The sequence below is a fragment of the Arthrobacter sp. ov407 genome (assembly GCF_900102895.1).
Lineage (GTDB): Bacteria > Actinomycetota > Actinomycetes > Actinomycetales > Micrococcaceae > Arthrobacter.
In genome coordinates, this window is the sequence record NZ_FNGD01000002.1 from 308153 (window position 1) to 333311 (window position 25159).

Sequence of the window (25159 nt, forward strand, 5' to 3'; positions counted from 1 at the left end):
CGTCTGGATTACTGCCACGGTACTGCTGCGCTCACGGGCAAGTCTATGCATGCGCGCACTACTCGATCCAGAATATGCTGTGCAGCTGCACAACCGCCCCGTGCGACCCGTGGGGATCCGGCTCCAACCAGCCGATGAGGCTCGGAGGCGCCCGGAACCCGCCGCTTTCATCACCGCGCGGCGAGGACCGCGGCGTAGAGTTCGCGCTTGCTGACTTTCGCGTCGTCGGCCACTGCGGCGACGGCCTCCTTCAGCCGGATGCCTTGGGCTATCAGCCCATTGACGGCAGCCACGTGATCCTCGGGACGGCCGGGTTCGCGTTCGGCAGCGCCGCCCACCACCACGGCGATTTCGCCGCGTACCTCGTTGGACTCGGCCCATTCGAGCAGTTCGCGCAGGGTGCCGCGGATGACCTCTTCGTAGGTCTTGGTGAGTTCACGGCACACGGCGGCCCGGCGGTCGGCGCCGAAGCTTTCGCGCAGCGCCCTCAGCATGGGTTCGAGCCGGTGCGGCGCCTCGAAAAACACCATGGTGCGCCGCTCGGCGTCGAGGTCTCCCAGCCGCGAGGAGCGTTCGCCCGCCTTGCGGGGCAGGAATCCCTCGAAGCAAAAGCGGTCCGTCGGCAGCCCGGAGAGGGCCAGGGCGGTCAGCACGGCGGAGGGTCCCGGCGCCGCGGTGACGGTGAGGCCGGCCGCCACCGCGCCTTCAACCAGCCGGAACCCCGGGTCCGAGACGGACGGCATGCCGGCGTCGGTCACCATGACCAGAGTCTTGCCGGACCGGACCTGGTCCAGCAGGTCAGCAGTCTTGGCTGCCTCATTGTGCTCGTGATAGCTGATGATCCGGCCGGCCACGGTGATGCCGAGGTTCTGCACGAGGCGGTGCAGCCGCCGGGTGTCCTCCGCGGCGACGATGTCGGCCGTCGTGAGCAACTCGACGAGCCGCGCCGAGGCGTCTCCGGCGTTCCCGATCGGCGTCGCCGCGAGGACGATCCTGCCGGGGCCGCCGACGGTGGGAACAGGGGCAGGGACGACGGCGGCCGTGCTGTCGTCGAGGGGAGGAAGGGGGGAAGTGCTGGGTTCGTGGTCCACAGGACCAGCCTACTGCCGACGGGGCGCGGCCCTGCGAGCACAGCTGTGAAAGGTAGCATGGGCAACGTGACCCAGACCCCCACGCGGCCGCCCGAGACGGACCCAGCCGCATCGCCGACAACAGGTCCGAGCAGCGCCAACGGCAGAACCGGAGGCAGCGCCAACGGCAGAGCCGGCGGCCGCTTCGGCACCGGCCGCAATCTGGAGGGACACCGCTGGATCGGCCGCCCCGCCGAGGCCAACACCCCGGAGGCGCTCCGGGATCGCCTGATCGGCAGCCTCCAGAGCTGGCGGGACTACCCGGCGTCGCTTCGGCTCTGGTACTGGCTCGTTCCGGCCCTCACGGCCGCGCTGGGCGGCGTCCTGCGGTTCGTCCGCCTGGACACGCCGCGAAACCTCGTCTTTGACGAAACCTACTATGTGAAAGACGCGTACTCATTCCTGGTCAGCGGGTACGAGCGCAGCTGGCCCGACCGGGCGAACGACTCCTTCATCGCCGGCAACCCCGGAGTGCTGCTGAACACGCCGGAGTACGTGGTCCACCCGCCGGTCGGCAAATGGATGATAGCCGCGGGCATGTGGCTGTTCGGGGCCGACAATCCTTTCGGCTGGAGGTTCGGTGCCGCCCTGACGGGGACGCTGTCCATCCTCCTGCTGGCCCTGATCGCGCAAAAGCTCTTCCGCTCGCTGACCCTGGGCGCTGTTGCGGGCCTCCTGCTCGCGGTCGACGGCCACCACGTCGTCATGTCCCGGACCTCGCTGCTGGACATCTTCCTCATGTTCTGGGTCCTCGCCGCGTTCGGCGCCTTGCTGATGGACCGGGACGACGGCCGGCGGCGGCTGGCGGCCCGGCTCGGCCGGCAGGCCGAAGCCTCTGCCACGGGACGCCCCACGGCGCTCCAGCTCACCGCCGGGCCCTGGCTCGGCGTCCGGTGGTGGCGCCTCGCGGCGGGAGTGTGCCTGGGCCTGGCGGTCGGCACGAAATGGTCCGCGCTGTTCTTCCTGGCCGGGTTCGGCCTGCTGACCGTCTTCTGGGACCTCAGCGCGCGGCGCATAGCCGGCGTGCACGCCTGGATCAGCGGCGGCATCCTCAAAGACGGCGTCCCGGCCTTCCTGAGCATCGTTCCGGTGGCCGCCGTAGTCTACGGCGCCACGTGGACCGGCTGGTTCCGGTCCACGGACGCCTATTTCAGGCACTGGGCGGAGACCAACCCCTCGGCCGAGTGGGGCTGGCTGCCGAACGCCGTACGGTCCCTTGCGCATTACCACCTTGAGGCATACAAGTTCCATCAGGGCCTGAGTTCCGACCACCCGTACGAGGCCAGCGCCTGGAGCTGGCTGGTCATGGGCCGGCCCACGTCATTCTTCTACGAATCCCCCGGGCGGGGCAGCCCGGGCTGCGATCTCAGCAACTGCACCACCGCCATCCTCTCCGTGGGCAACCCGCTGATCTGGTGGAGCGCGGCCGTGAGCCTGGGCGTCCTGCTCTTCTGGTGGGCGGGCCGGCGCGACTGGCGCGCGGGCGCGGTCCTGGCTGGAGTGGCCGCGGGTTACCTCCCCTGGTTCATGTACCCGGAGCGCACCACCTTCTTCTTCTACGCCGTCTCCTTTGAACCGTTCCTGGTGCTGGCGCTCGTCTATTGCCTGGGGCTGGTGCTCGGTCAGCGCGGCGACCCCCTCTGGCGCCGGCGATCCGGGTTCTACCTGGTGGCGCTGTTCGTGGTGGCGGCCGTGCTTGTGTCCGCGTTCTTCTACCCGGTCTGGACCGCCGAGGTGATCCCGTACCAGGACTGGCGTATCCGGATGTGGATGCCGTCCTGGATCTAGGGCAGGATTGCAGGGGAAAGTCCGCCGGACTCCGGGCGGACCAGGAAATGGAGACTCGGCTGTGAGAGAAGCAAGCACCGGACTGCTCGTGGAGCTGGACCCGGAGAGCAACGTGACGGACCTGCTCCTGGAGCAGCACGCGAAGGACCCCGTGCACGCCCTCTACTCCCGCAAGGGCCCCGGCGGCTGGACCGATGTCTCCGTCCAACACTTCCTGGAGCAGGTCACGGCCCTGGCCAAGGGCCTGATTGCCGGCGGACTCACCCCGGGCGAAACTGTCGCCGTCATGTCCGCCACCCGGTATGAGTGGACGGTGGTGGACTTCGCCATCTGGTTCGCCGGTGGCGTCACCGTCCCGATCTACGAGACCTCCTCCGCGGCCCAGGTCGAATGGATCCTCCACGACTCGGCGGCCCGGCGGGTGTTCGTCGAGAACCACGCCAAGGCCGCCCTCGTCCAGGGCGTCCTGGACGCTTCCACCGTGCTCGGGGACCGGCTTGTCTCCCTGGTACGGATGGAGCACGACGGCGCGGCACCGAACTTGGCGAGCCTGGCCGCGGCCGGCACCGGGGTGACCGACGCCGAGCTCGAACGCCACCGGTCGTCTGCGTCCCTGGCCGACGTTGCGTCCCTGGTCTACACCTCGGGCACCACCGGCAAGCCCAAGGGCTGCGAGATCACCCACGCCAACTTTGCCCTGGTCGCGAAGAACATCGTCCTCTTCCTGCCCGAGATCCTCCTGCAGCCGCGCTCCCGGACGCTGATGTTCCTGCCCCTGGCGCACGTTCTGGCCCGGGCGGTGCAGGTCATCTGCCTGAGCTCCGGCTCCACCGTCGGCCACAGCGCAAACGCCAAGGAGCTTCTGGAAGACCTGGCCAGCTTCAAACCCACTTTCCTGCTGGTGGTCCCCCGGATCTTCGAAAAGGTCTACGCCGGAGCCGCGCAAAAGGCTGCCGCCGCCGGCAAGGAGCGCATCTTCACGGCTGCGGCGGCGGCCGCGATCGGCTACTCCAAGGCCCTGGACGCCGCCTCCCGGGGCAACGGCCCGGGACCCGGGCTCTTCCTGCGTGCCCGCCATGCAGTCTTCGACCGGCTGCTGTACCCCCGGCTCCGGCAGGCCTTCGGCGGCCAGCTGCGGTATACGGTCTCCGGTGCCAGCCCACTGAGCTCCAGCGACGCCCATTTCTTCCGCGGCGCCGGCATCCCCGTCTTTGAAGGCTACGGCCTGACGGAAACCACGGCGCCGTGCACGGCCAACACCCCGGCACGGACCAAGGTGGGCACAGTCGGCATCCCGGTGCCGGGAACCACGGTCCGGGTGGCCGACGACGGCGAGATCCTGGTCAAGGGCATCGGCGTCTTCAAGGGCTACCACGCCGACGAGGCCGCCAACGCGGAGGCGTTCGTGGACGGTTTCTTCCGGACCGGCGACCTCGGCTCCCTCGACGAGGACGGCTTCCTGACCATCACTGGCCGGAAGAAAGACCTGCTGGTCACGGCCGGCGGGAAGAATGTCGCCCCCGGCCCGCTCGAGGAGAAGATCCGCGAGCACCAGCTGGTCGGACAGGCCGTGGTCATTGGAGACGGCCGGCCGTTTGTCTCGGCACTGGTCAACCTGGACCCGGACGGACTGCATGACTGGTGCACAGCGCGGAAGATGCCCGTCATGGCTCCGGCCGAAGCCGCCGCCAACGAGACGGTCCGGGCCTCGATCCAGGGCGCCGTCGATGAGGCGAACCTCCTGGTCTCCAAGGCTGAGTCCATCCGCAGCTTCGTCATCCTGGACACCGACTTCACCGTGGAGTCAGGGCACCTGACCCCCTCGCTCAAACTCAAGCGGGCCGCCGTCGTGCGGGACTACGCAGAGCACATCAACCGCATTTACGGCTGACCCCCGAGGGCAACTGGCCCCCTTAGACGGTGTGCCGGGTGTGCGCTGTTCCCTCTGCCTCGGTGACGGTGCTGCCGGCCGGCCCGGCCGCCGCGGGCGCAGCCTCGGCGGTGGCGTCAGTGCCGGCGTCAGTGGTGGTGTCCCTGGATCTGCCGGCCTTCTTGCCAAGGCCGCGGCGCCGGCGCGTGGGCCAGGTCAGGATGAGGGTGAGAACGGACGCAAGCAGAACAAGGGCCCCGATGACAATCCCGGCGTCCATCCAGAACTGGCCCGGGAAGAGCCTGATCAGGGTGTCCTGCAGCGTAAATGTCCAGGTTCCGTTGGCGAAGAAAATATGGTGGAAATCGGTGAAGAACTGCTCCCAGCCGAGCACCGCCAGGGTTCCAAGGCCGATGATGATCGCGAGTGTGACGATCGAGCCGGCGAACAGGCCGCGGCGGACTCCCCCGTTGTGTTTCCGCTTCAGGTAGATCACGGCAACCAGGCCCAGCAGGATCAACAGCGTGCCGGCACCGAACGTGGACAGGATGACCGCCTTGACGTCGGCCATGTGGCTGACTTCGCCGTCCTTGAACAATCGCTCGCCGCTTTGGTCCACAAGATCGCCGAGGTAGCGCGGGCCCGACCAGTTGCTGAGGTAGTCCACCGCGTAGGAGCCGTAGGTCATGCGGTCATCGGCGCTGAAGCCGTAGCCGTCGCCGGGGAAGCCTGGACGGTTGTATTCCACCCAGAGGAACAGGGGGCTGGTCACGGCGCGGACGGCGAGCACCAGCAGGATGATCGGGTAGAACACGGCGAGCAGCACCTGCATCACCCGCGGCAGCACGGGCTTGGCCTTGGCCGCCTGCTCGCGTTCGGCATTGCGGCGTTCGGCATTGCGGCGTTCGACGTCCTCCTCCGACGGGACAGCTTCCGACGGAGCAGCATCCGACTGGCCAGCATCCGAATGGCTTGTAGCGGCGGCCTCCGCCGCCTTGCGGTCGGCGCGGCTCTCGGGCTGGCTGGCGGTGGGCGCTTCCGACGGCGCTGCCGTGCCGGTTGCGACCGTTCCGGTTGCTGCCGTGCCGGTTGCTCGCGCGAGAGGGTCGTTCTTGGCTGCCGGCCCGGCTGCCGGGCTGGCGGTGGACTTGGCCGTGGGGGCCGGCTTCATCCAGTCGAACGCCGGTTCGTCGGTGTCGTCCGTCGGATCCAGGTGAGGATCCGGCCGGTCGGGAGGGGTGGGACTCTTGTCAGTCACGTGGAGCTTCGCTTCCGTAGGCTTCTGCGCTGCCCGGCCTGCACCGGCTGCGCAACTTATCTGGCTCCGAGCCTACCGTCAGAGAATTAGGCTCGGCGGGGTGCCACCCCGTCAGTTGGCGTATTTGGCCCAAGGGATGTTCCAGTCCCCGTAGCCGTCGTCGAAGTTGGCGTACTCCCCCTCGGTGTTGACCACCTGGACGACGTCGCCGGTGGTCATGTGGTCGAAGACCCACTTCGCGCCGTCCGGGCCGAGGCCAATGCAGCCATGGGAGAGGTTCTTCTTGCCGATGTACGGCATTGCGGAGTCCGTGGCCTGGTGGATGAACTCTCCGCTGGGCGTCAGGCGGGTGGCGTAGTTCACGTCAAGCTGGCCATAGTAGGCCGGGTCCCCGGGTTTGAGCCCGATGGTAGAGGCGTCCATGTGCTCCACGCGGTGCTGTTCCATGAGGACCAGGTAACCCCGGGCCGAGGGGAACCGTTTGTCACCCATCGTCGCCGGCCACTTCCCGGCCGGCCGGCCGTTGATGCTGACCGAGAACGTGTGGGCCTCGGCGTCGGCGACCGCGACCTTCTTGTCGCCGATGCGGATGGTCACCGTCTTGTTGAAGTTGCCGACCTGCCCGTTGCCGAGTCCGACGCCGAACAGCTTCATGTCCATGGTGATGGTGCTGTTCGCGGTCCAGAAGTCTTTCGGCCGGTACCTGACGGTGTTCTTGTTGAACCAGTGGAAAGCGCCCACCTGGCCGGAGGTGGAGGTGATCTTGATGGCCTTTTCGACGGCGTCACGGTTCAGGACAGGCTCGCTGAAGACAATCTGCAGCGGCTGGGCCACGCCCACCTTCATCCCGTCCAGCGGGTAGATCGCGGCGTCAGCCTCGTTGGCGGTGGAGACGGTGGTGAATTCGCGGGTGCTGTCGGTCGTGCGTCCTGCTCCATCAAGCACGGAGTACGTGTAGCTGTACCGGGTGTTGAATTTCAGGTTGCCGGTCGAGGTCCAGGCCGATCCGTCCGCGCTCTGGGTGCCGTCCACGGCGTCGCCGTCATCGCTTGTCAGGGCCACCCGGTCGATCCGGCCGTTCGTCACTTTGAGGGACACCGGGGCCGCGGGGTTGACCTGCTCGGCGCCGTCGGCGGGCGTGACGGCGAGTTCCGCGGGAGCCACCACCGGGACGGCAAGGCCCGGAGTCGTCCGTGCCGGCGATCCCGCTTCGGAGGAAATCGTGGACTGGGCAAGCCCAGGGGCCGCCGCGGCGAAGGCCCCGCCGCCGCCGGCCAGGGCACAGACCACCCCCAGCAGGGCGATCTTGCGGCCGGTACTCCAGGTTTTCAGGGCCATCACAGGACCCCGGCGTTTCCACACGTCATCCTGCCAGCATAATTGAGTTAGCTTGGAACCCCGGCCGGATTCGACCACGATCCGGTTACAAAAGCGTTCCCAAAACGGTCACAGCGAGCTCCCAACATAGTCCAGCAAGGGACCCCGGACTATCGTCCGGGGTCCCTTGCTGGATTCTAGTAGCGGTAGTGACCAGGCTTGTACGGGCCGGCCACCTCGACGTCCAGGTACTCGGCCTGTTCCTTGGACAGCTCGGTCAGCTCCACGTCGAGGGCACCCAGGTGCAGGCGGGCGACCTTCTCGTCCAGGATCTTCGGCAGGACGTAGACCTGCTTCTCGTATTCACGCTCGCCCTCGGGCTGGCCGGCCTTCGTGAACAGTTCAATCTGGGCGATCGTCTGGTTGGCGAAGGAGTTGCTCATGACGAAGGACGGGTGTCCGGTGGCGTTGCCGAGGTTCAGCAGGCGGCCTTCGGACAGGACGATGATGGAGCGCTGGGCGTCGGTGCCTGCTTCGAAGACCCACTCGTGAACCTGGGGCTTGATCTCGACCTTCTTGATGCCGGGGACCCGGGCCAGACCGGCCATGTCGATCTCGTTGTCGAAGTGGCCGATGTTGCCCACGATCGCCTTGTCACGCATCCCGGCCATGTGCTTGGCCATGATGACGTCCTTGTTGCCGGTGGTGGTGATGAAGATGTGGCCTTCGCTGAGGACGGATTCCAGTTTGGCGACCTGGTAGCCGTCCATGGCCGCCTGGAGCGCGCAGATCGGATCGATTTCCGTGACGATCACGCGCGAACCCTGGCCGCGGAATGCCTCCGCGGCGCCCTTGCCGACGTCGCCGTAACCGCAGACGACGGCGACCTTGCCGCCCATCAGCACGTCAGTGGCGCGGTTGATGCCGTCCGGCAGGGAGTGGCGGATGCCGTATTTGTTGTCGAACTTGCTCTTGGTGACGGAGTCGTTGACATTGATGGCCGGGAAGAGCAGCTTGCCCTGCTCCGCCAGCTGGTACAGGCGGTGCACACCGGTGGTGGTCTCCTCGGTGACGCCGAGCAGGAGCGAGCCGATGCGGGTCCACCTCTGCGGGTCGGCCTGGAGCGAAGCGCGCAGCACGTCGAGGAAGACCCGGCCTTCCTCGGAGTCGTCCTCGGTGGCGGCGGGCACAGCACCGGCGGCTTCGAATTCGACACCCTTGTGAACCAGCATCGTGGCGTCGCCGCCGTCGTCCAGGATCATGTTCGGACCCAGCTCAGGGTTGGCGTCGGCGCCCGGCCAGGTGAGGATCTGCTGGGCAGTCCACCAGTATTCCGCCAGCGTCTCGCCCTTCCAGGCGAAGACGGGGACACCCTGGGGGTCTTCGACGGTGCCGGCGCCGACTACCACTGCGGCAGCGGCTTCATCCTGGGTGGAGAAAATATTGCAGGAGGCCCAGCGGACTTCGGCGCCGAGGGCGGTAAGGGTCTCGATCAGCACCGCGGTCTGGACCGTCATGTGCAGCGATCCGGCGATCCGGGCGCCCTTGAGCGGCTGGCTGGCGCCGAACTCCTCGCGCAGGGACATGAGTCCGGGCATCTCGTGCTCGGCGAGGCGGATCTGATGGCGGCCCGCCTCGGCCAGGGAAATGTCCGCAATCTTGTAATCGAAAGTCATGTGAATCCTTTGTTGTGGCCGGTGTCGTTGCGTGTCTGGAGCTGCGTAGTTCTAGGTGATTCTGGCGCTAATCAGCCATTCGCTGCCGTGGGCGTCCGTGATGGGTGGGCGGCAGGTTTTTTGGGCGCCCGTTATTCCGCGGCGTGGCGCGGGGCTGTGCCGTGCTGGCCGGCGTCGTGCTGATCGGCGGCTGCCGCCGCTGCGGCCGGCAGGAGTTCTGGCGGCAGCAGCAGAGGGATTCCGTCCTCGATCCTGTACCGCAGCTTGTTCCCGGCTTCATCCGCCGTGACGGTGACGAGCTCGTCGCCTTCCTGCACCAGGCCGGACCCGGTGACGGGGCATCGCAGGACAGACAACAGTTCGGGGCTGAGCTTGGGCATGGTGAACGCTCCCTGATGGGCGCCGCGAAAGGGCGCCGGTGGCTGACGGCTTTTTGCAGTTTCCACCCTACCGCCAGTTGGCGCCTTAGGAAGGTTCGCGCAGGACGCGCAGATGCCCGCGCCTGGTGCCCTCCGCCGGGGCCGGTGCTTCCAGCGCCGGGTGCAGCGTGCGCTGCCCCTTTGCCGGTTCCGCCGCGGCCGAACCGGAGGCGGCCTCGCGGACCGCGTTGGCGAGGGCCAGAAGGTCGTCGGGGCCGGGACCGGCCGGGGTTGCCGGCATTGCCAGCCGCATGACTTCCCAGCCCCGCGGTACGGTCAGCGAGTCGGCGTGCTGTTCGCACAAGTCGTAGCAGTGCGGTTCGGCATACGTGGCGAGCGGGCCCAGGACGGCCGTGGAGTCGGCATATACGTACGTCAAAGTGGCCACCGCAGAATTGCGGCAGGCAGACCTCGAACACAGACGAATTGCACCCACGACATGACAGACTACTCCCCCTCGGGCCGGGGGCTGCGCATTGAAACGACTGTTGTTGTGCCGCGGCAGGGCCGCGGCGTGGCGGCGGCGGATCGCCGCCTGCCCATATCGCGTAAATCATTCCGCGGGTTTAGAGTCATGATATGCAGTCATCGCACCACGATTCGGGTTTCACGGTCCGGTTGGCTGACCCCGACGCCGGACGTACAGGCGCCAGTTCCGGCCCCGCCGGCGCGCCTCTGACCGGATCGCCCGCCGCTGTCCAGGGAAAGAACTTCCGAGAGCGCCGCAGGAACCGGCACGGCCGGGGGCTTCGCGGCGAGCTCATGCTCCCCACGCTGCCCGGCTACCGGACCCGCTCCGACCGCTTCGATGACTTCGTCCTGGACTCGGCGCAGCGGCTGCACGACATCTGGGGCAAACCCCTCGACGGCGTCCGCTTCGCCGTCGACGAGATCCCTCCGGGCCTGGAGCAGCTCGTGGTGGACCGCACTCCCGCGCCGATGGGCGCCTTCACGGCCGCGACGGCCGAGGACGGACCGGTCATCACGCTGTATCGCCGGGTGGTGGAACAGGCGTGCGGAACCCGGGACGAGCTCCAGGACCTGGTGCACGACGTCGTCGTGGAATACACGGCCGAGATGCTCGGCGTCCCCCCCGAGTCCCTCGACCCGGTCTATCGCCGCCGGTACTAGCCGGACCTAGTACCCCAGCGTGACGGGGACCTGTCGTTGTCCTGCCGCTTCCGGTGCCACGGGAACCGCGGAAATGTCCTGCCGGCCCTCCCGGCCCAGGACCAGCGCCCCGTAGGCCGGGTCCCCGGCGGCGGACACCACATAGCCCACGAGCGGCGAGCCGCCCAGGGCCGCGGGGACCTTGATGGACACCGTGGTTCCGCCGGCAATATCGGCTCTGCCGGCAGTCCGGATCTTGCCATCCGCCGTGATGGGTGTGTAAGAGACTGTCGCCCGGCCTGCGGGTGCACCGAAAACGAGCCGTCGGTCGCCCATGCTGGGAACCGGAACGATGTGCTGGCTGCCCAGCCGGGCCGAGGCTGCGGAAAACGCAACGTCCGCGGCGTCCCCGGACTGCAGTCCCCGCGTGAGCCGGGCAGTGGCGGCGAAAGAGACATCCGAGCTCGCCGCGACTGTGTAGGTGCCGGCCGGGACCCCCGCCAGCGAAACTTCCGTGACCGCGCCGGCCTTCGCCGTGACCACGCCGCCGCGGGGCAGCGCCTTCTGGCCGTCGCGTCCATACAACTTGATCTCGACCACGGCGTCCGCGGCGCCGGGCACTGCGATTTCCAGCGCCGGTCCTGCATCGGCGAAGCCGGGCTTCGCCGTGAGCGCGGCCAGGGCCGCCGGATCCTGGATCTCGAGACCCCCGGCCACCTGGCTGACGGACGGGGCGGTGCCGGGGGTGATGAAATCGACGCCGCCGGGAGTGAGGCCGCGGAGCACGCTTTGCTGGATGACGGCAGCCACCGGGCCGCCGGTGCTGCGGACCCGCACGCCGAGCCGTTCCTGTCCCGGCGCGAGCCCGGCCAGGACTATCGAGCGGGTGCTGTCGGGCGCCACGAGCAGGCCGCGGCTTCCCGGCGCCTGGATCAAGCCCTCCGAGCCAAAGAGATCCAGGCTCACCGTCGCTGGCGTGCTGGAGGCATTGGTGAGGTTCAGGACTGCCGACCGGCCCAGGGCCGTGTTGGCGCCGACCAGCCAGAGATCGTTGCCGGGTTGCTGGCAGGCGGCGGCCGCGGAACCTTGGAGGTCCCCGTCCTCGGCCGTGTAGCTCAGGACGGCGCCGGCAGCTGCCTGGCGGTTGTCCTGGGCATCGGCGCTGAGGACGCTGATGTTGTCCACCTCCCGCTGGGGCACGACACCGGCGACCAGCGCGGGCGTGCGGGCCGCAGCCTCGGAGGCGGCCGGCGCAGCCGCGGCGCGCTTGGCGATTTCGGCGAGCGGTGCGCCCGTGAGCGGCGCCAGCCGGCTGCCGGGAATGACGCCCGCGCTTGAGCCGAGCACAGCGGCGCTGACGGCGGTCTTCGCGGTGGCGGAATCCGGACTGAACTGGGGGTCGGTTCCCACGGGAGTGCCCTCGAGCAGCCTGGCCGGGCCCGGGCAGACGCCGACGCTGCTGCCGGCCGGTACCGAGGCCACGGGGGCCTCGAGATGCCGGCTGGCGGGGCTTTGGGGTGTCAGGGACGCCGCCGACACGAGGCCTCCGCCCGCGGCAACGAGGGCGACCGCGGAGAGGATACCGCCGATCACGCCGGCCCGCGGCACGCCCCACTTTCGCAGCGCCGCACCGGCGCCGGACAGAACAGCGGCCGGCGCACCGGCGCCGGTAACGCCAGCGTCCCGGGTTTCGGTCATGGAAGATGCGTCGGTGGAGGTGTCCGGGCCCGGACCGTCCTGCTTTATGTTTTCGTTGTTGTTTTCGCCCTTAGACATGCTGATGTTCCTTACGCAGGGAGGCTTCGTCCCTGGACAGGCCGGCGTTGGACCGGCGGGCAGGCATGGGCACGGCCAACAGGACGGTCAGTCCGATCATCGCGGCCTGGGCGATTCCGATCAGGACGGCCCAGGGCGCTTCATAACGGATGCTCAACTGGCCGCCCTGGGCGGGCAGGGTGAATGCCTGGGCCCATCCCGACGTCGTTGAGGTCAGACGGCGGCCGTCGAGCCAAGCGCTCCAGCCCGGATCGGCACGGTCGGCAAGAACCACCAGGCGGCCCTCGGGGCCGGCCGGGACAGCGCCGGCGGCCGAGACTTCCTCCGAGGGGAGCAGGCCGACGGCAGCGCCGGTGCCGTCCACCACGCGGACCCTGTGTGCGACGTCGGAAGCCTTGATACCGGGCCGGTCCAGCGGACTGACCCGCCAGAGCCAGCCCGTACCCGTCTGTCCGACGGCCACGAGCCCGGGGACGGCGTCCATGCGGCTGGCCGTCAACTCGGAGGCTGAATCGGCAACCCGGAGCACGACAAAGCCGACGCCGAGCCGCTCGAGATCTCGCCGCGGATCCACGCCTTCGCCGGCCACAATGGTGGCCACGACGTTCCGGAGCGATCCGGCGACGGCGTCGTCGTCGCGGACCGTCTCCTGGCCCGGCTCCCCCATGATGCTGCGGGCCGCGGCGATCGTGGACAGGGCGTCCAGAGTGGTGCCGGCGCCGCGCATGAGTGTTGCGTCGAAGCTTCCGTCCTCGTTGCTGGCAATCAGCAGCGTCCTGGACTGTTCCGGGCCCTCACCGCGGTCAACGGCCGTGGCGGGTAGGGTGCGGGCCTGGGCAGGCTGGACGAGCCTCGGGGTCCCGAGGCCGGCGGGGTCTCCGCCGGCTGCCGGTGCCGGTGCCTGTGTTGGTGTCTGCGACGTGGACTGCAGCAGGTTTTGCGCGCTCCACAGGGTGAACCCGGCCAGGGGGGCGGCCAGCAGAAGGACCAGGGCTGCCGCGGCCGTGCCGCGGATCAGGACTTTCCGTGCCGCCCCGGCACCGGCCGTCCGGTCGGCGGCGTCCAGGAGTCCTTCTGCCGCGATAAGGGCGGCCCCCAGGAGGGCGAAGGCGGCCGCCGAGACGGCGGGGCCGGGGAACGGCGTGACCAGGACATCGGCGCTGGCGCCGGAGGCGACGTGCCCGGCGAGCCAGCCGCCGGCCAGCATCAGGACGGCGACGGCCCACAGGCAGCGTGCCGTCCAGGTGCGTCCTGCCAGCACCAGCCGGCGCGGCATGAACAGCGCGGCGAGGGCCAGCAGCAGCACCGGCAGCCCGAACAGCAAGGCCAGCAGGAGTGCCCACGGCAGCCCGGCCGAGCCCGCGGCGGACCCGCCGAAGGCGCTGAGTCCGGTGAGTCCGGCGTCGGCGTCGAAGCTCAGCGGCTGGCCCAGGGCCTGCTGCCACAGCGGGGCGGCGTCAAAACCGAGCGGCAGGCCCGGGTCGGCCAGGAGCGCCCGCGGCCGGTCCAGGACCGTGAACGCGAACGGCAGGAACAGTGCCAGGCTGGGCAGGAGCGCCCACCACACCGTGCGGCCGCGGCTGCCCAGAAGCACGCCGCACAGGGCAACGACGGTCATGGAGGGCACCAGCAGCGACGGCGCCGCGGCGGTGACCACGGCCATGGCGAGGCCCGCAGCGGCCGCAGCTGTCCAGGAAGGCGTCCCGTTGATGCCGGGGCGGGCGGCGGGCAGTGGGGTGAGCCGGGCGTGGCCCGGCGCCGGGACGGCATGGACGCCGCGGCCTGCCGCCGTGCCGGTCGCCCGGAGCAGCGCCAGGACCAGCACCGGGATCATGACGTGCGCAATCAAGGCGCCCAGCCGGCCCTGATTGAGGGAAACCTGGAGCGCCGGTGCCGCGGCCCAGACCAGGGCGGCCGCCAGGCGCAGCCTCCTGCGCGCGGTCAGGGCGCCGGCAGCGAACCACGCGCCGAGCGCGCACAGTGGCATGGCCAGGATCAACAACCAGCCGACGGCGCCATTGGCGTCGCCGGCACCGAGCACTCCCAGCACCCACAGGAGGTAGCCGAAGGGGTCGCCGTGGCCCGGGAGGCCCGCGCCGAGACTGATCCACCAGGTGGAGGCATGGTTCCAGATTTCGGAGAGGCGCAAGGAGACAGGGATCAGCGCGCCGCCCGAAACTGCCGGGGCCCGGAACAGACTGAGCAGTCCGGTCAGGGAGACCGCCAGGGTCAGGAGGATGGCCAGCACGGCACCGTTGCCCACCCAGCCGCGGTCCGGGGCGGCGATGGCGGCGAAGTCGTCGGCATCGCCGGTTGGCTGCTCCGCCAGCGGATCGGTGCCTGTCAGTCCGCCGCCGAAGTCGTCGGCGCCCAGCGCCTCGATCAGGGAGCGCCGGTGCGCCCAGACCTCACGGCGCGGCGTCTGCAGACCTTTGATGACGGAGCGCCGGATCCGGCGCGTACGCGCGGCGTTGCGCCGTCCGCGGATCACCGCGGCCGGCCGGCCCAGCGCGGCAAAGGTTGCCAGCAGCTGGGAGAACCCGTGCCCTGGGTCCTTGACTGCAATGCTGAGGATGAGTTTGAAGAGGCTCCCCAGGAGCGCGCCGGCAGCGTGCAACGGGACTTTCCAGCCGGCCGCGTGCTTGAGCCGCAGATGGACCTGTGCCTTGCGCGCGGCGGCCGCGTTGCCCAGGGCACGGGGACGGTGCGCGACATGGAACATCTTGGCGCTGGGGACCACCACCACGCGGTGCCCGGCGAGGCGGTTGCGCCAGCAGAAGTCGACGTCGTCGCCGCTTCCCGGCAGTGCCGGATCGAAGCCCCGCAGTTCCTCCCAGATCTCGCGGCGGACCAGCATGCCGGCGGAATTGACGGCAAAGGTATCGCTGCGGCCGTCGTACTGGCCCTGGTCGAGCTCGTCGGCGTCGATCAGCGTCAGCCGCTCGGCCCAGCGGCTCGTGGAGAGGCCGACGTCGATCAGCCGCCGCTCGGCATGCCAGTCCAGCTGCTTGCAGCCTGCCACCGTGACCGACGGCGCGCGCTCGACCGCGTGGAGGAGTTCGGCGAGGGCCTCGGGTGCCGGTGCGGCGTCGTCGTGCAGCAGCCAGATCCACTCGGCGCCCGCCGCACCGCCGGCACCGTCCGCAGGCCACGGCGCGAGGGCCTTGAGCCCGGCCATGACGGCGCCGCCCATCCCGGACCTCGGCTGGTCGAAGACGGTGACGTTGGCCTTGCCCAAGTGCTGCTCGAGGAGGGCGGCGGAGTGGTCGCGGGAGCCGGTGTCGACACCGATTACGGCGTCGGCAGGCCGCGTTTGGGCCGCCAGCGCCGCAAGGGTCCTGGGGAGAAAATCACCGCCGTCGTGGGAGACCACGACGGCGGTGACTCGTACTTCTTGAAGAATTAGACTGCTCGCTTCCTAAGCCGGCGCCGCTCGCGCTCGGAGAGGCCTCCCCAGATCCCGAAGCGCTCGTCGTTGGACAAGGCGTATTCGAGGCACTGTGAACGCACGTTGCAGGCGCCGCAGACCTTCTTAGCGTCGCGGGTGGAGCCACCCTTTTCAGGGAAGAAGGCTTCAGGATCCGTCTGGGCGCACAGCGCATCGGTCTGCCAGCCGAGCTCGCCCTCGTCGTCGAATTCCTGCCGGGACGGCAGTCCGATCCAGACGGGCTGCGCGGGGGAACCGGAACCGGATGAATGGAGCTCCATCGGCGGGTCGAGGGGATCGCTGTCATGATCCGGGCCAGCAAGGAGTTCGTCGTGCGCTGCGAGGAAGGCCGTGGCGGCGTCCTGCAGGGAATCCTGGGTGTGTTCGTTATAGCGGTCAGCTGCGTCCGGATCGGCCGGATCTACGTACCAGTCACTCGGCACGCCGCGTGAACGGTATTTCGCCGTGGCCTGGCCGGAAACTACAGCATCGTCATGGATACGCTCTGCTAGCCCCATGGCGTCCCCCTCCTGATTTGCAGCCACTGCAAGACCCCCTTGGCACTCGGTTGAGTGCCGGTTTATGCGCAGTGGCTTTAGATAACTAATTACACGCGTGTAAGTATCCGGGAGTCAAGCCACGGCGGAGATAATAATCAACTTGATACACAAAGTGCAGGCACGCCACGCCCGGAATTTTTTCGGCTCTTCCGCAGGAACCCGCGGAATAATCAGGGTACTGAGCACTTCTGGGGGTTTTCATTGAGTTCTCGGGAAATTTTTCCGACCACCGCGCGAAGGCCGCCGGACGCGGCAATAGCCGGCGTGATGGACGTCACGGCGGTCGCGGCTGATTGGCCGTCACAAGAGCCGTGACAAGATGAGGACATGAGCATTCCGGCAATCGATTTGATGACAGCGCTGCGGTCCGGCCAGTCCACAGCGCCCCGGCTGACCTGGTACGGCCCCGATTCGGAGCGGGTTGAACTCTCTGGCCGCGTGCTGGACAACTGGGTGGCGAAGACCTCCAACCTGTTGCAGGACGAACTCGACGCCGAGCCCGGAATGCGGCTGCGCCTGGACCTGCCCGCGCACTGGAAGTCCGTGATCCTCGCCCTGGCGGCCTGGCAGCTCGGCATGGAAGTGGTCTTCGACGACGCGGAGGCGGAGCTGCTGGCCACCTCGGACCCGGGGCCGGGCGCTGCCGGGGGCGGGTTCGACGCCGTCCTGGCTGTGTCCTTGCCGGCGCTGGCCATGCGGTGGACAGGCGAACTGCCCACCGGCGTCCTCGACTACGCCGCCGAGGTCCGCTCTCACGGGGACATCTTCATGCCCCACGTGGACCCGGAAGCAGAACGCCTCGCGGTCCGCACCTCGGACGGCACGGTCCATGCGCACGGCGCGCTCCTGGACGATTTTGCCTCGGGCCGCGACACGGGCCTACGGCTGCTCATTCCGGCGGCGGACGGCCTCGAAGCGGTCCTCGCGCAGTCACTGGGAACCTGGAAGGCGGACGGTTCCGTGGTCCTGGTGCACCCCGAGGTCGAGGTGACCGGCAAGCTGCGGGCCGCCGAGCGCATCAGCGGGAACTGAACCTCAGGTACTGAACTTCAGTTACTGAACCCGAAATACTCAACCCCAAATACTCAACCTCAGGCCGGCGGGCCGGGCAGCTCCGGATCCTTGACGGCCGTCCTGGAAACGCTTGCGCTCGGCTGTTCGTCCTGCAGCGCGTGCGGGTGCCGTTCGATGATCTCGTGGTCGTGCGAGAACTCCGGCTCTGCGTCGAGTTCCTGGTTGAACACGAGGAAGCGGTAGGCAAAGAACCGGACCACGGTCGCGACAAGGATGCCGACCACCCCGGCCAGGAAGAGCATGTTCTTGTCGGTGACACCCATGCCGTACTTCGCGATGGCTGTGAGGCCGGTGGAGATGCCGATGCCGATCCCGTTGATGATGAGGAACATCACGAATTCGCGCAGCACGTTGGCCTGCCGGCGGTGCCGGAACGTCCAAAATCGGTTCGCAATCCAGGAGAACACGGTGGCCACGCTGGCCCCGAAGAAGCGGGCCTTGGCCTCGCTGTCGGTCATGGGGCCGTGCATCAGGTAAAACGTCAGGCCGTTGTCGATGACGAACGCTATGCCGCCGACGGCGCCGAACTTGGCCACCTCGCGCCAGAACAGCGAGACCAGCCCGCGCATGCGCTCGTTAACTGTAGTAATCATGACCCTCCGTGGCCTTCTGGAACTGTCGGCCATTGGGCCAAACGCCTATTTTAGCGCCGTTTCCCGGGAGTCCGCCCTCAGTGGCCGTTCAGACTGCTCCCTGCGCACCCGACGCCGGGCGGCGCCGGAGCGGGCACGAACCCTCCAATCGGCGCCCTTCCCGCCCTTGCCAATCCCTAAAAGACGGGTTCCCGTGAGGTTTTCGGTAGGCTGGGACTTGTGACTTTTCCTGTAATCGGTGTTGTTGGCGGCGGCCAGCTTGCCCGAATGATGGCCCCCGCCGCGACCGCCCTGGGCTTTGAGCTCCGTGTTCTCGCCGAAGGCGAGGACGTCTCTGCAGTCTCTGCCGTGGCCAACGCCCCGGTCGGCGACTACACGGACCTGGAGCATCTGCTCGAGTTCTCCCGCGGCCTGGATGTTCTGACCTTCGACCACGAACACGTCCCCACGGCGCACTTGCGGTCCTTGATCGGCGCCGGCGTGAACGTCCATCCCGGCCCGGATGCCCTGGTCAATGCCCAGGACAAGCTGGTGATGCGGGCCGCGATCGACCGGCTCGAGCTGCCCAACCCCAAGTGGGCCGCCGTCGCCAATGTCGCGGACCTCGTCACCTTCGGGGAGCAGACCGGCTGGCCGGTGGTTTTGAAGATGCCCCGCGGCGGTTACGACGGAAAGGGCGTGCGCATCGTGTCTTCGGCCGAGGACGCGGCAGGCTCCGCCGACTGGTTCGAGGCCATGTCCCCCCTGCTGGCCGAAGCCAAGGTGGACTTCAGCCGCGAGCTCTCGGCCATGGTCGCAAGGACGCCGGACGGTGAAACGCGGGCCTGGCCGGTGGTGCACACGATCCAGGTCGACGGGGTGTGCGATGAAGTGATTGCCCCTGCCCTGGGCATCCCCCTCGATGTTGCCGCGGCCGCGGAGAACGCCGCCGTCCGGATCGCCAGCGAGCTCGGCGTGACCGGTGTCATGGCCGTCGAACTCTTCGAGACGCCGGGCGTGGGCGCGGGCTTCCTGATCAACGAGCTCGCCATGCGCCCGCACAACACCGGGCACTGGACCCAGGACGGCTCGGTGACGAGCCAGTTCGAGCAGCACCTGCGGGCCATCCTGAACCTGCCGCTGGGCGCCACGGACCTGCTGGGGCCCGTCGTGGTGATGAAGAACTTCCTCGGCGGCGCCAACCAGGACCTCTATTCCGCCTACCCAGCGGCCCTCGCGAACGAGCCGGCCGCGAAGGTGCACTGCTACGGCAAGGCCGTCCGGCCGGGCCGGAAGATCGGCCACGTCAACCTGGTCGGGACCTCAGCCGCCGACGTCGACTCCGTGCGGCAGCGGGCCACTGCCGTGGCCGACATCATCCGCAATGGCCGGGCCCACGCCGGCACTATGCCGGCAACCTCCGAGGAGACCGCATGAGCACCGCACGCAGCCCCAAAGCCAACACCGCAGCAACACCACTCCCCGGCACCCGCGCGGACACCCCGATCGTGGGCCTCGTCATGGGCTCGGATTCGGACTGGCCGGTCATGGAAGCCGCCGCAGAAGCCCTCGCAGAGTTCGGGATCCCGTTCGAGGCCGACGTCGTCTCGGCCCACCGGATGCCCACGGAGATGATCCGCTACGGCCAGACCGCCCACGAGCGCGGCCTTCGCCTCATCATTGCCGGTGCCGGCGGTGCCGCCCACCTTCCCGGCATGCTCGCCTCGGTCACCCCGCTGCCCGTGATCGGCGTGCCCGTACCCTTGAAGACCCTGGACGGCATGGATTCCCTGTTGTCCATCGTGCAGATGCCGGCCGGTGTTCCGGTCGCCACCGTCTCGATCGGCGGGGCGCGCAACGCCGGCCTCCTGGCCGTGCGCATGCTGGCCTCGGGCACGGACGAACTCGCCGTCCAGCTCCGGGCGGACCTCCTGGACTTCGCCCAGGAACTGAACGACGTCGCCACCCGGAAGGGCGCGAGCCTGCGGCACAAGGTCAGCGAAGTGTTCGCCGGCGGCAATGTCGCCCCGCGTAGCAGCAAATAAGGCAGCCATTAGGATTCCCGGTATGAGCAGCAGCTACGCCCCCACGCACCGCACTGAGAGCCCTGGGCAGTCCGGGCGGGTACTGAGCGACCCGGTCCGGCACCCCTCCGGAGCCCCGGCCCCGGTGCTGACCAAGCGGGCGTTCGTCCTGATCCTCCTGACGCTGCTGGTGCCCGGCAGCGCCCAGATCGTCGCGGGCAAGCGCCGGCTCGGTCGGGCTGCGCTGCGCGTGACCTTCACGGTCTGGGCGCTGGCCCTGCTGGCCGTGTTGCTCCTGCTCGTGTCCCGCTCCACGCTGATCAACATCCTCGCCGGCCCGGTGCCCTCACTCTTGCTGGTGCTCGGCCTCGCGCTGCTGGCCATCGGCTGGGCTGCCCTGTTCCTGAACACCCTGCGGCTGATCCGGCCCGGGCTGCTCGCCCCCGGGATCCGCCCCGCGGTGGTGCTGTCGCTCGTGCTGGCCATGATCCTCAGCAGCGGGTCCCTGGGCTACGCGGCCTACCTGCTCAACGTCAGCCGCGACGCCATCGGCACCATCTTCTCCGGTTCCGGCCCCGCCCTTGAGCCTTCCGAGGGCAGGTACAACTTCCTGATGATGGGCGGCGACGCCGGGGCCGACCGCACGGGCCGCCGGCCGGACAGCCTCTCAGTGATCAGCGTCGATGCCAAGACCGGCAGCACGGCGATGATCTCCGTGCCCCGCAACCTCCAGAACGCCCAGTTCAGCGCGGAATCCCCGATGCGCCAGGTGTATCCGGAAGGCTACAACTGCGGCGACGAATGCCTGATCAACGCGATCAACACCGAGGTCACTAACGAACATCAGGACCTCTATCCCGGGGTGGCCGACCCCGGCGCGCAGGCCACCCTGGAAGCAGTGTCCGGAACGCTGGGCATCAAGGTCCAGGCCTACGTGCTCGTGGATATGGACGGTTTTTCCAAGCTCATCGACGCCATGGGCGGCATCCGGATCAAGGCCGGCGGCTGGGTCCCCATCAGCGGACCGACGGTGGATGAGGCCAACGGCATCCACGGCATGCCGGAGGGCTGGATTCCGGCGGGCAACCAGACGCTCGACGGCTTCCACGCCCTCTGGTACGGGCGGTCCCGGGAATTCGTGGACGACTACGCCCGCATCCAGCGCCAGCAGTGCGTGCAGCAGGCGATGCTCAAGCAGCTCGACCCCGCAAAACTGCTGGCCAAGTTTGAGGACATCGCCAAGGCGGGCACCAAGGTGGTCGAATCGAACATCTCCTCCGGCCAGCTCGGCAGCTTCGTTGACCTGGCCATGAAGGCCAAGGGCCAGAACGTCAGCCGCCTGACCATCGGTCCGCCAGACTTCAACGCTGCCTTCTCCACGTCGCCGGACTTCAACGTCATCCACCAGAAGGTGGCCAAACTGCTGGCCAGCCCGTCCGCCGGCGCCGCTGAGGACACCGTCGTGGAGCCCGGCACCACCGCCGGGCCGCTCTCCGCCGCCGGGCCGCTCTCCGCAGCCGGTGCCGCGCCTGCCACCGAGCCCCCGCCCTCGCCGTCGGACTTCACCCCGGTGACCACGACGCCGGACGGGCGGCCGATCACCGAAGAGATGCTCAACCAGTTCAAGCTAAACGGGGACGAACAGTCCATCCGCGACCTCGTTGCCACCAACGGCAAGTGCGCGCCGCTCTAATGCCCGGCCGCACGGCGTCCACCCGCGCCCGCTGCCCGCGGCGCGGGTGCCCGGATCAGAGTGACCACCTTTCATTGACGAGACATTTCATTTGAGAAGACAGGGACCAGGCCATGTACGAACTTGAGAACGTCCTCCGGCCCTATGCCTGGGGCTCCCCGACGGCCATCGCCGAACTGCTCGGCAGGCCGGCTTCCGGCGGTCCCGAAGCGGAGCTCTGGATCGGCGCCCACCCGGATTCCCCGTCCGTCGTGCTGACGCCGGCGGCCGGCGGTGCCGGACGGCATGCGCCCGAAACGCAGGACGGCGGACGGCTGGCGCTGGACGCCCTGATCGCCGAGAATCCGGAACATTGCCTGGGCGGCGCGAGCGTGGCTGCCTTCGGTCCGCGCCTGCCGTTCCTGCTCAAAGTCCTCGCGGCCGATGCGCCCCTGTCCCTGCAGGTGCACCCGACGCTCGCCCAGGCCCGGGAGGGCTTCGCCCGCGAGGAAGCCGCCGGCGTCGACCCTGCCGCCCCGGAACGCAACTACAAGGATGCCTTCCACAAACCGGAAATGATCCTGGCGCTGACCCCGTTCGAGGCGCTCTGCGGTTTCCGGCCGGCCACGGAATCGCGCGCACTCTTCCTGCACCTCGCGGCGTGCTTCGAGCTCGCCGGGCTGGAGCTGCCCCCGCTTGTTCCGCTGCTGCTCGAAGATCTGGCGCAGCCGGACGAGCCGGCGGCCCTCCGCTCCGCCTTCGAGCGGCTCATCGCGGGCGGCGAGGACGTCTCGCACGCCACGGCGATGATCGTGGCGGCCCTCGTCTCCGGTGCGTCAATGGGAACGCACGTGGCGGAGCTGACCACGGTGGTGAACCTCAACCATGACTACCCCGGAGACCCGGGTGTCCTGATTTCGCTGCTGCTGAACCGGATCTCGCTGGCTCCGGGTGAGGCCGTCTACCTGCCGGCCGGAAACGTCCATGCCTACCTGCACGGCCTCGGGATCGAGGTCATGGCGTCCTCGGACAACGTGCTCCGCGGTGGGCTCACGCCGAAATTCGTGGACGTGCCGGAACTGCTCCAAACGGTCGCGTTCGAGGCCGTCGCCGTGCCCATGCTCCCCGCCGAGACCACAATGCTCGGCCAGGAACTCTTCCGGCCGCCGTTCCGGGAATTCCAGCTGCAGCGCATTGAACTGGCGCCCGGGGCGGAGCCCGTCCCGCTGGCGCAGTCCGGTGCCGCCGTCGTCATTGTCACGGGCGGCTCCGTCCGCCTCGACTCCCCGAAGGGTGAGCTCCGGCTGGAACGGGGCGCCAGCGCCTTCCTGCCTGCTGCGGAGGCCCCGGTCAACGTCCACGCCGTCTCCGGCGCCGCCGGCCCCGCCCTGGCATTTGCCGTCACCACCGCATTGGAAGCCTGACACCATGGATTATTTCCTGCAAAGCCCGCAGTGGGCACAGTTCCAGCGCGCTCTGGGACGCACCGTCCACGAACAGTCCGGGCCCGGGTGGCGCTTCCTTGCGGTGGAGGAATCCAACCCGGCCGGCAAACTGCTGTACTCCCCTTACGGCCCGGTCGCCGAGTCGCTGGCAGCGTTCGACGCCGCACTGGCGGCCCTCACGGACCTCGCCCGGACCAGCGGGGCCGTGTTTGTCCGCGTAGAGCCGGTCACCGCAGGGTTCACTGCCGCCGAGGCCGACGCGGTACTCCGCAGCCGCGGCCTGCAGCCGGCTCCGGTCAGCCAGCAGCCCGAGCTCAGCTGGATTGTGGACCTCGACCGGGATTTCAAGGACGTCCTGGCGGACATGAAGCCGGCGAACCGGAACCTGTTCCGCAACATCCACAAGAAGGGCGTGACATTCCGTTCCAGCCAGGATCCGGCAGAGATCGCCGTCCTCCTGGAGTTCTTGCACATGACGGCCGCCCGCAACGGCTTCAAGCCGCAAAGCGACGAGTACCTGAGCCAGGTGGCCCGCTCGCTGATGCCCGCCGGTGCCGCAACGCTGTTCATCGCGGAGCTCGACGGCCACCCCATCGCCGCAGCCCTGGCCTACGATTCGGCCGACACCCGGACCTACGCCCATGCCGCCCTTGACGACACCCACCGCAAGCTCAGCGCGGGCATTCCCCTGCTCGTCACCCTGATCGCGGACGCCCAGGCCAAGGGCCTCAAGCACGTGGACCTCTGGGGCGTGGCGCCCGCGGACCAGCCCGACCACAAATGGGCCGGGTTCACGGCGTTCAAGAAGTCGTTCGGCGGCCGCGGGATCGCGTATCCCGGAACGTGGGACCTGCCGGTCCGGAAGGTCCGGTACAGCAGCTACCAGCTGGCCCGCAAGGGTGCCCAGCTCGCCAAGAAGCTGCGTGCCCGGTCCCGGGTCCTCGCAAACCGCTAGGACCCTGCCGGCGCCCCTGGCGCCGCGGCCGGCCGGCCTGCGCTAGCTGGCAGCGGTAATCGCGCGGCGCTGGGCGTCGTAGGCGCTGGCCACCATCTGCTCCACGGAGTGCCGCATCTTCCAGTCGAGATCGCGGGCAGCCAGCGTGCCGTCGGCCACGATCCGGTCCGGATCCCCGGCCCGGCGCGGGCCGATTTCCGGTTCGAAATCGATTCCCGTGACGTTGGCCATCGCCGTCATGATCTGGCGCACGGACAGCCCGTCCCCGGATCCGAGGTTGTACACACGTTCCAGCGGCTTGCCCGCCGCGAGGGCCTGGGCGGCGGCCACATGCGAGGTTGCAAGGTCGGCCACGTGCACGTAGTCGCGTACGCAGGTTCCGTCCGGTGTGTTGTAATCGACGCCGTTGATCCGCGGCGTCTGGCCCGCTGTGAGCGCCCGCAGCACAATTGGGAATAGGTTGTGGGGGCTGGTGTCGTAGAGCTCGGGCGCGCCGGAGCCCACCACGTTGAAGTACCGCAGCGAGGTGTGGTTCAGGCCCCGGGCCCGGCCTTGGTCCCGGATCAGCCATTCGCCGATGAGTTTGCTCTCGCCGTAGGGCGATTCCGGGTTGGTGGGCGTGGCCTCGGTGACCACGTCACCGGGGGGCGTGCCGTAGGTGGCCGCGGACGAGGAGAAGACCAGTTTGTCGACGCCGGAGAGCTCCATGGCCTTGAGCAGCTGCGCGGTGCCCGTGACGTTCTGTTCGTAGGTCAGCAGCGGCTCCTGGACGGAAACCCCGGCGTACTTGAAACCCGCCAGGTGGATCACGCCGGTCACCGCGTGGTTCCGCAGCGTGTGGGCCACGAGGTCGGCGTCGAGGATGCTGCCGTGGATGAACGGCACGTCGGCCGGCACGAACTCACGGTGCCCGCTGGAGAGGGAGTCAATCACCACCGGCTGGATCCGGGCCCCGCGCAAGGCGGAAACCACATGAGAACCGATATATCCTGCACCGCCAGTTACGAGCCACGTCATGGCTCCACCCTATCTAATCCAGCGGGCCCTGGCCGCCCCGCGGCAATAGACACGGCATCAGCAATAGAC

At 68.7% G+C, this 25159-nt stretch carries 20 protein-coding genes; 9 read left to right on the forward strand and 11 right to left on the reverse strand.

Annotated features, from left to right (window positions below):
• Nucleotides 1-170 precede the first annotated feature (170 nt).
• Nucleotides 171-1091: a 16S rRNA (cytidine(1402)-2'-O)-methyltransferase gene (gene rsmI / locus BLS42_RS04135; protein ID WP_371129509.1), complete on the reverse strand. Its 921-nt coding sequence runs from the start codon at nt 1089-1091 to the stop codon at nt 171-173.
• A 57-nt stretch (nt 1092-1148) separates the two neighbouring features.
• Here rsmI and BLS42_RS04140 point away from each other — a divergent pair, with 57 nt between their 5' ends.
• Complete coding sequence (locus BLS42_RS04140; RefSeq protein WP_090576857.1) at nt 1149-2918, forward strand: dolichyl-phosphate-mannose--protein mannosyltransferase; 1770 nt, start codon at nt 1149-1151, stop codon at nt 2916-2918.
• A 61-nt stretch (nt 2919-2979) separates the two neighbouring features.
• Nucleotides 2980-4809: an AMP-dependent synthetase/ligase gene (locus tag BLS42_RS04145; RefSeq protein ID WP_090576860.1), complete on the forward strand. Its 1830-nt coding sequence runs from the start codon at nt 2980-2982 to the stop codon at nt 4807-4809.
• Between the two features lie 22 nt (nt 4810-4831).
• Here BLS42_RS04145 and BLS42_RS04150 read toward each other — a convergent pair whose 3' ends face one another.
• From BLS42_RS04150 to BLS42_RS04170, 5 genes are all read right to left on the reverse strand, one after another.
• Entirely contained in the window at nt 4832-6046 is a 1215-nt protein-coding gene (locus BLS42_RS04150) for a TIGR01906 family membrane protein (protein ID WP_090576863.1), read from the reverse strand.
• A gap of 111 nt (nt 6047-6157) precedes the next feature.
• Nucleotides 6158-7384: a L,D-transpeptidase gene (locus BLS42_RS04155; protein WP_090576866.1), complete on the reverse strand. Its 1227-nt coding sequence runs from the start codon at nt 7382-7384 to the stop codon at nt 6158-6160.
• 176 nt (nt 7385-7560) lie between these two features.
• Complete coding sequence (gene ahcY / locus BLS42_RS04160) at nt 7561-9039, reverse strand: adenosylhomocysteinase (RefSeq protein WP_090576869.1); 1479 nt, start codon at nt 9037-9039, stop codon at nt 7561-7563.
• 131 nt (nt 9040-9170) lie between these two features.
• Entirely contained in the window at nt 9171-9419 is a 249-nt protein-coding gene (locus tag BLS42_RS04165; RefSeq protein WP_090576872.1) for a Trm112 family protein, read from the reverse strand.
• Between the two features lie 85 nt (nt 9420-9504).
• Nucleotides 9505-9894, reverse strand: coding sequence for a DUF3499 domain-containing protein (locus BLS42_RS04170; RefSeq protein ID WP_090576875.1), 390 nt, complete (start codon nt 9892-9894; stop codon nt 9505-9507).
• 143 nt (nt 9895-10037) lie between these two features.
• On the opposite strand from BLS42_RS04170, the gene BLS42_RS04175 reads away from it, so the two are divergent.
• On the forward strand, nt 10038-10589 hold the full coding sequence (locus BLS42_RS04175; RefSeq protein WP_090576878.1) for a metallopeptidase family protein: 552 nt from the start codon (nt 10038-10040) through the stop codon (nt 10587-10589).
• 6 nt (nt 10590-10595) lie between these two features.
• Here BLS42_RS04175 and BLS42_RS04180 read toward each other — a convergent pair whose 3' ends face one another.
• Genes BLS42_RS04180 through BLS42_RS04190 form a run of 3 tightly spaced genes read right to left on the reverse strand, consistent with a single transcriptional unit; the run spans nt 10596 to nt 16289 of the window.
• Complete coding sequence (locus BLS42_RS04180; RefSeq protein ID WP_256336231.1) at nt 10596-12344, reverse strand: DUF5719 family protein; 1749 nt, start codon at nt 12342-12344, stop codon at nt 10596-10598.
• Nucleotides 12337-15717, reverse strand: a complete 3381-nt coding sequence (locus BLS42_RS04185) for a glycosyltransferase family 2 protein (RefSeq protein ID WP_090576881.1) — start codon at nt 15715-15717, stop codon at nt 12337-12339. The genes BLS42_RS04180 and BLS42_RS04185 overlap by 8 nt, the downstream gene beginning before the upstream one ends.
• Nucleotides 15718-15746: 29 nt before the next feature.
• On the reverse strand, nt 15747-16289 hold the full coding sequence (locus tag BLS42_RS04190) for a WhiB family transcriptional regulator (RefSeq protein ID WP_090576884.1): 543 nt from the start codon (nt 16287-16289) through the stop codon (nt 15747-15749).
• 369 nt (nt 16290-16658) lie between these two features.
• Between BLS42_RS04190 and BLS42_RS04195 the strand changes: the two genes are divergently transcribed.
• Complete coding sequence (locus BLS42_RS04195) at nt 16659-17363, forward strand: TIGR03089 family protein (RefSeq protein WP_090576887.1); 705 nt, start codon at nt 16659-16661, stop codon at nt 17361-17363.
• Between the two features lie 59 nt (nt 17364-17422).
• Here BLS42_RS04195 and BLS42_RS04200 read toward each other — a convergent pair whose 3' ends face one another.
• Nucleotides 17423-17998 carry a GtrA family protein gene (locus BLS42_RS04200; protein ID WP_090576890.1) on the reverse strand — a complete coding sequence of 192 codons (576 nt, stop codon included), beginning with the start codon at nt 17996-17998 and terminating at the stop codon, nt 17423-17425.
• A 267-nt stretch (nt 17999-18265) separates the two neighbouring features.
• On the opposite strand from BLS42_RS04200, the gene BLS42_RS04205 reads away from it, so the two are divergent.
• The 5 genes from BLS42_RS04205 to BLS42_RS04225 all read left to right on the forward strand — a co-directional run bounded on the left by BLS42_RS04205 (nt 18266) and on the right by BLS42_RS04225 (nt 24073).
• Nucleotides 18266-19414 carry a 5-(carboxyamino)imidazole ribonucleotide synthase gene (locus tag BLS42_RS04205; RefSeq protein ID WP_256336243.1) on the forward strand — a complete coding sequence of 383 codons (1149 nt, stop codon included), beginning with the start codon at nt 18266-18268 and terminating at the stop codon, nt 19412-19414.
• Nucleotides 19415-19497: 83 nt separating this feature from the next.
• Nucleotides 19498-20022 (forward strand): 5-(carboxyamino)imidazole ribonucleotide mutase, encoded by a 525-nt coding sequence (gene purE / locus BLS42_RS04210; RefSeq protein ID WP_090577121.1) that lies wholly within the window; start codon nt 19498-19500, stop codon nt 20020-20022.
• 22 nt (nt 20023-20044) lie between these two features.
• A complete protein-coding gene (locus BLS42_RS04215) occupies nt 20045-21694 on the forward strand; it encodes an LCP family protein (protein ID WP_090576895.1) in 1650 nt (549 codons plus the stop codon).
• Nucleotides 21695-21807: 113 nt separating this feature from the next.
• Nucleotides 21808-23097, forward strand: coding sequence for a mannose-6-phosphate isomerase, class I (manA, locus tag BLS42_RS04220; protein WP_090576898.1), 1290 nt, complete (start codon nt 21808-21810; stop codon nt 23095-23097).
• A 4-nt stretch (nt 23098-23101) separates the two neighbouring features.
• Nucleotides 23102-24073, forward strand: a complete 972-nt coding sequence (locus tag BLS42_RS04225; RefSeq protein ID WP_090576901.1) for a lipid II:glycine glycyltransferase FemX — start codon at nt 23102-23104, stop codon at nt 24071-24073.
• Between the two features lie 42 nt (nt 24074-24115).
• Here the strand turns inward: BLS42_RS04225 and galE are convergent, their stop codons facing one another.
• Nucleotides 24116-25090, reverse strand: a complete 975-nt coding sequence (galE, locus tag BLS42_RS04230; protein ID WP_090576904.1) for a UDP-glucose 4-epimerase GalE — start codon at nt 25088-25090, stop codon at nt 24116-24118.
• Nucleotides 25091-25159: the final 69 nt, after the last annotated feature.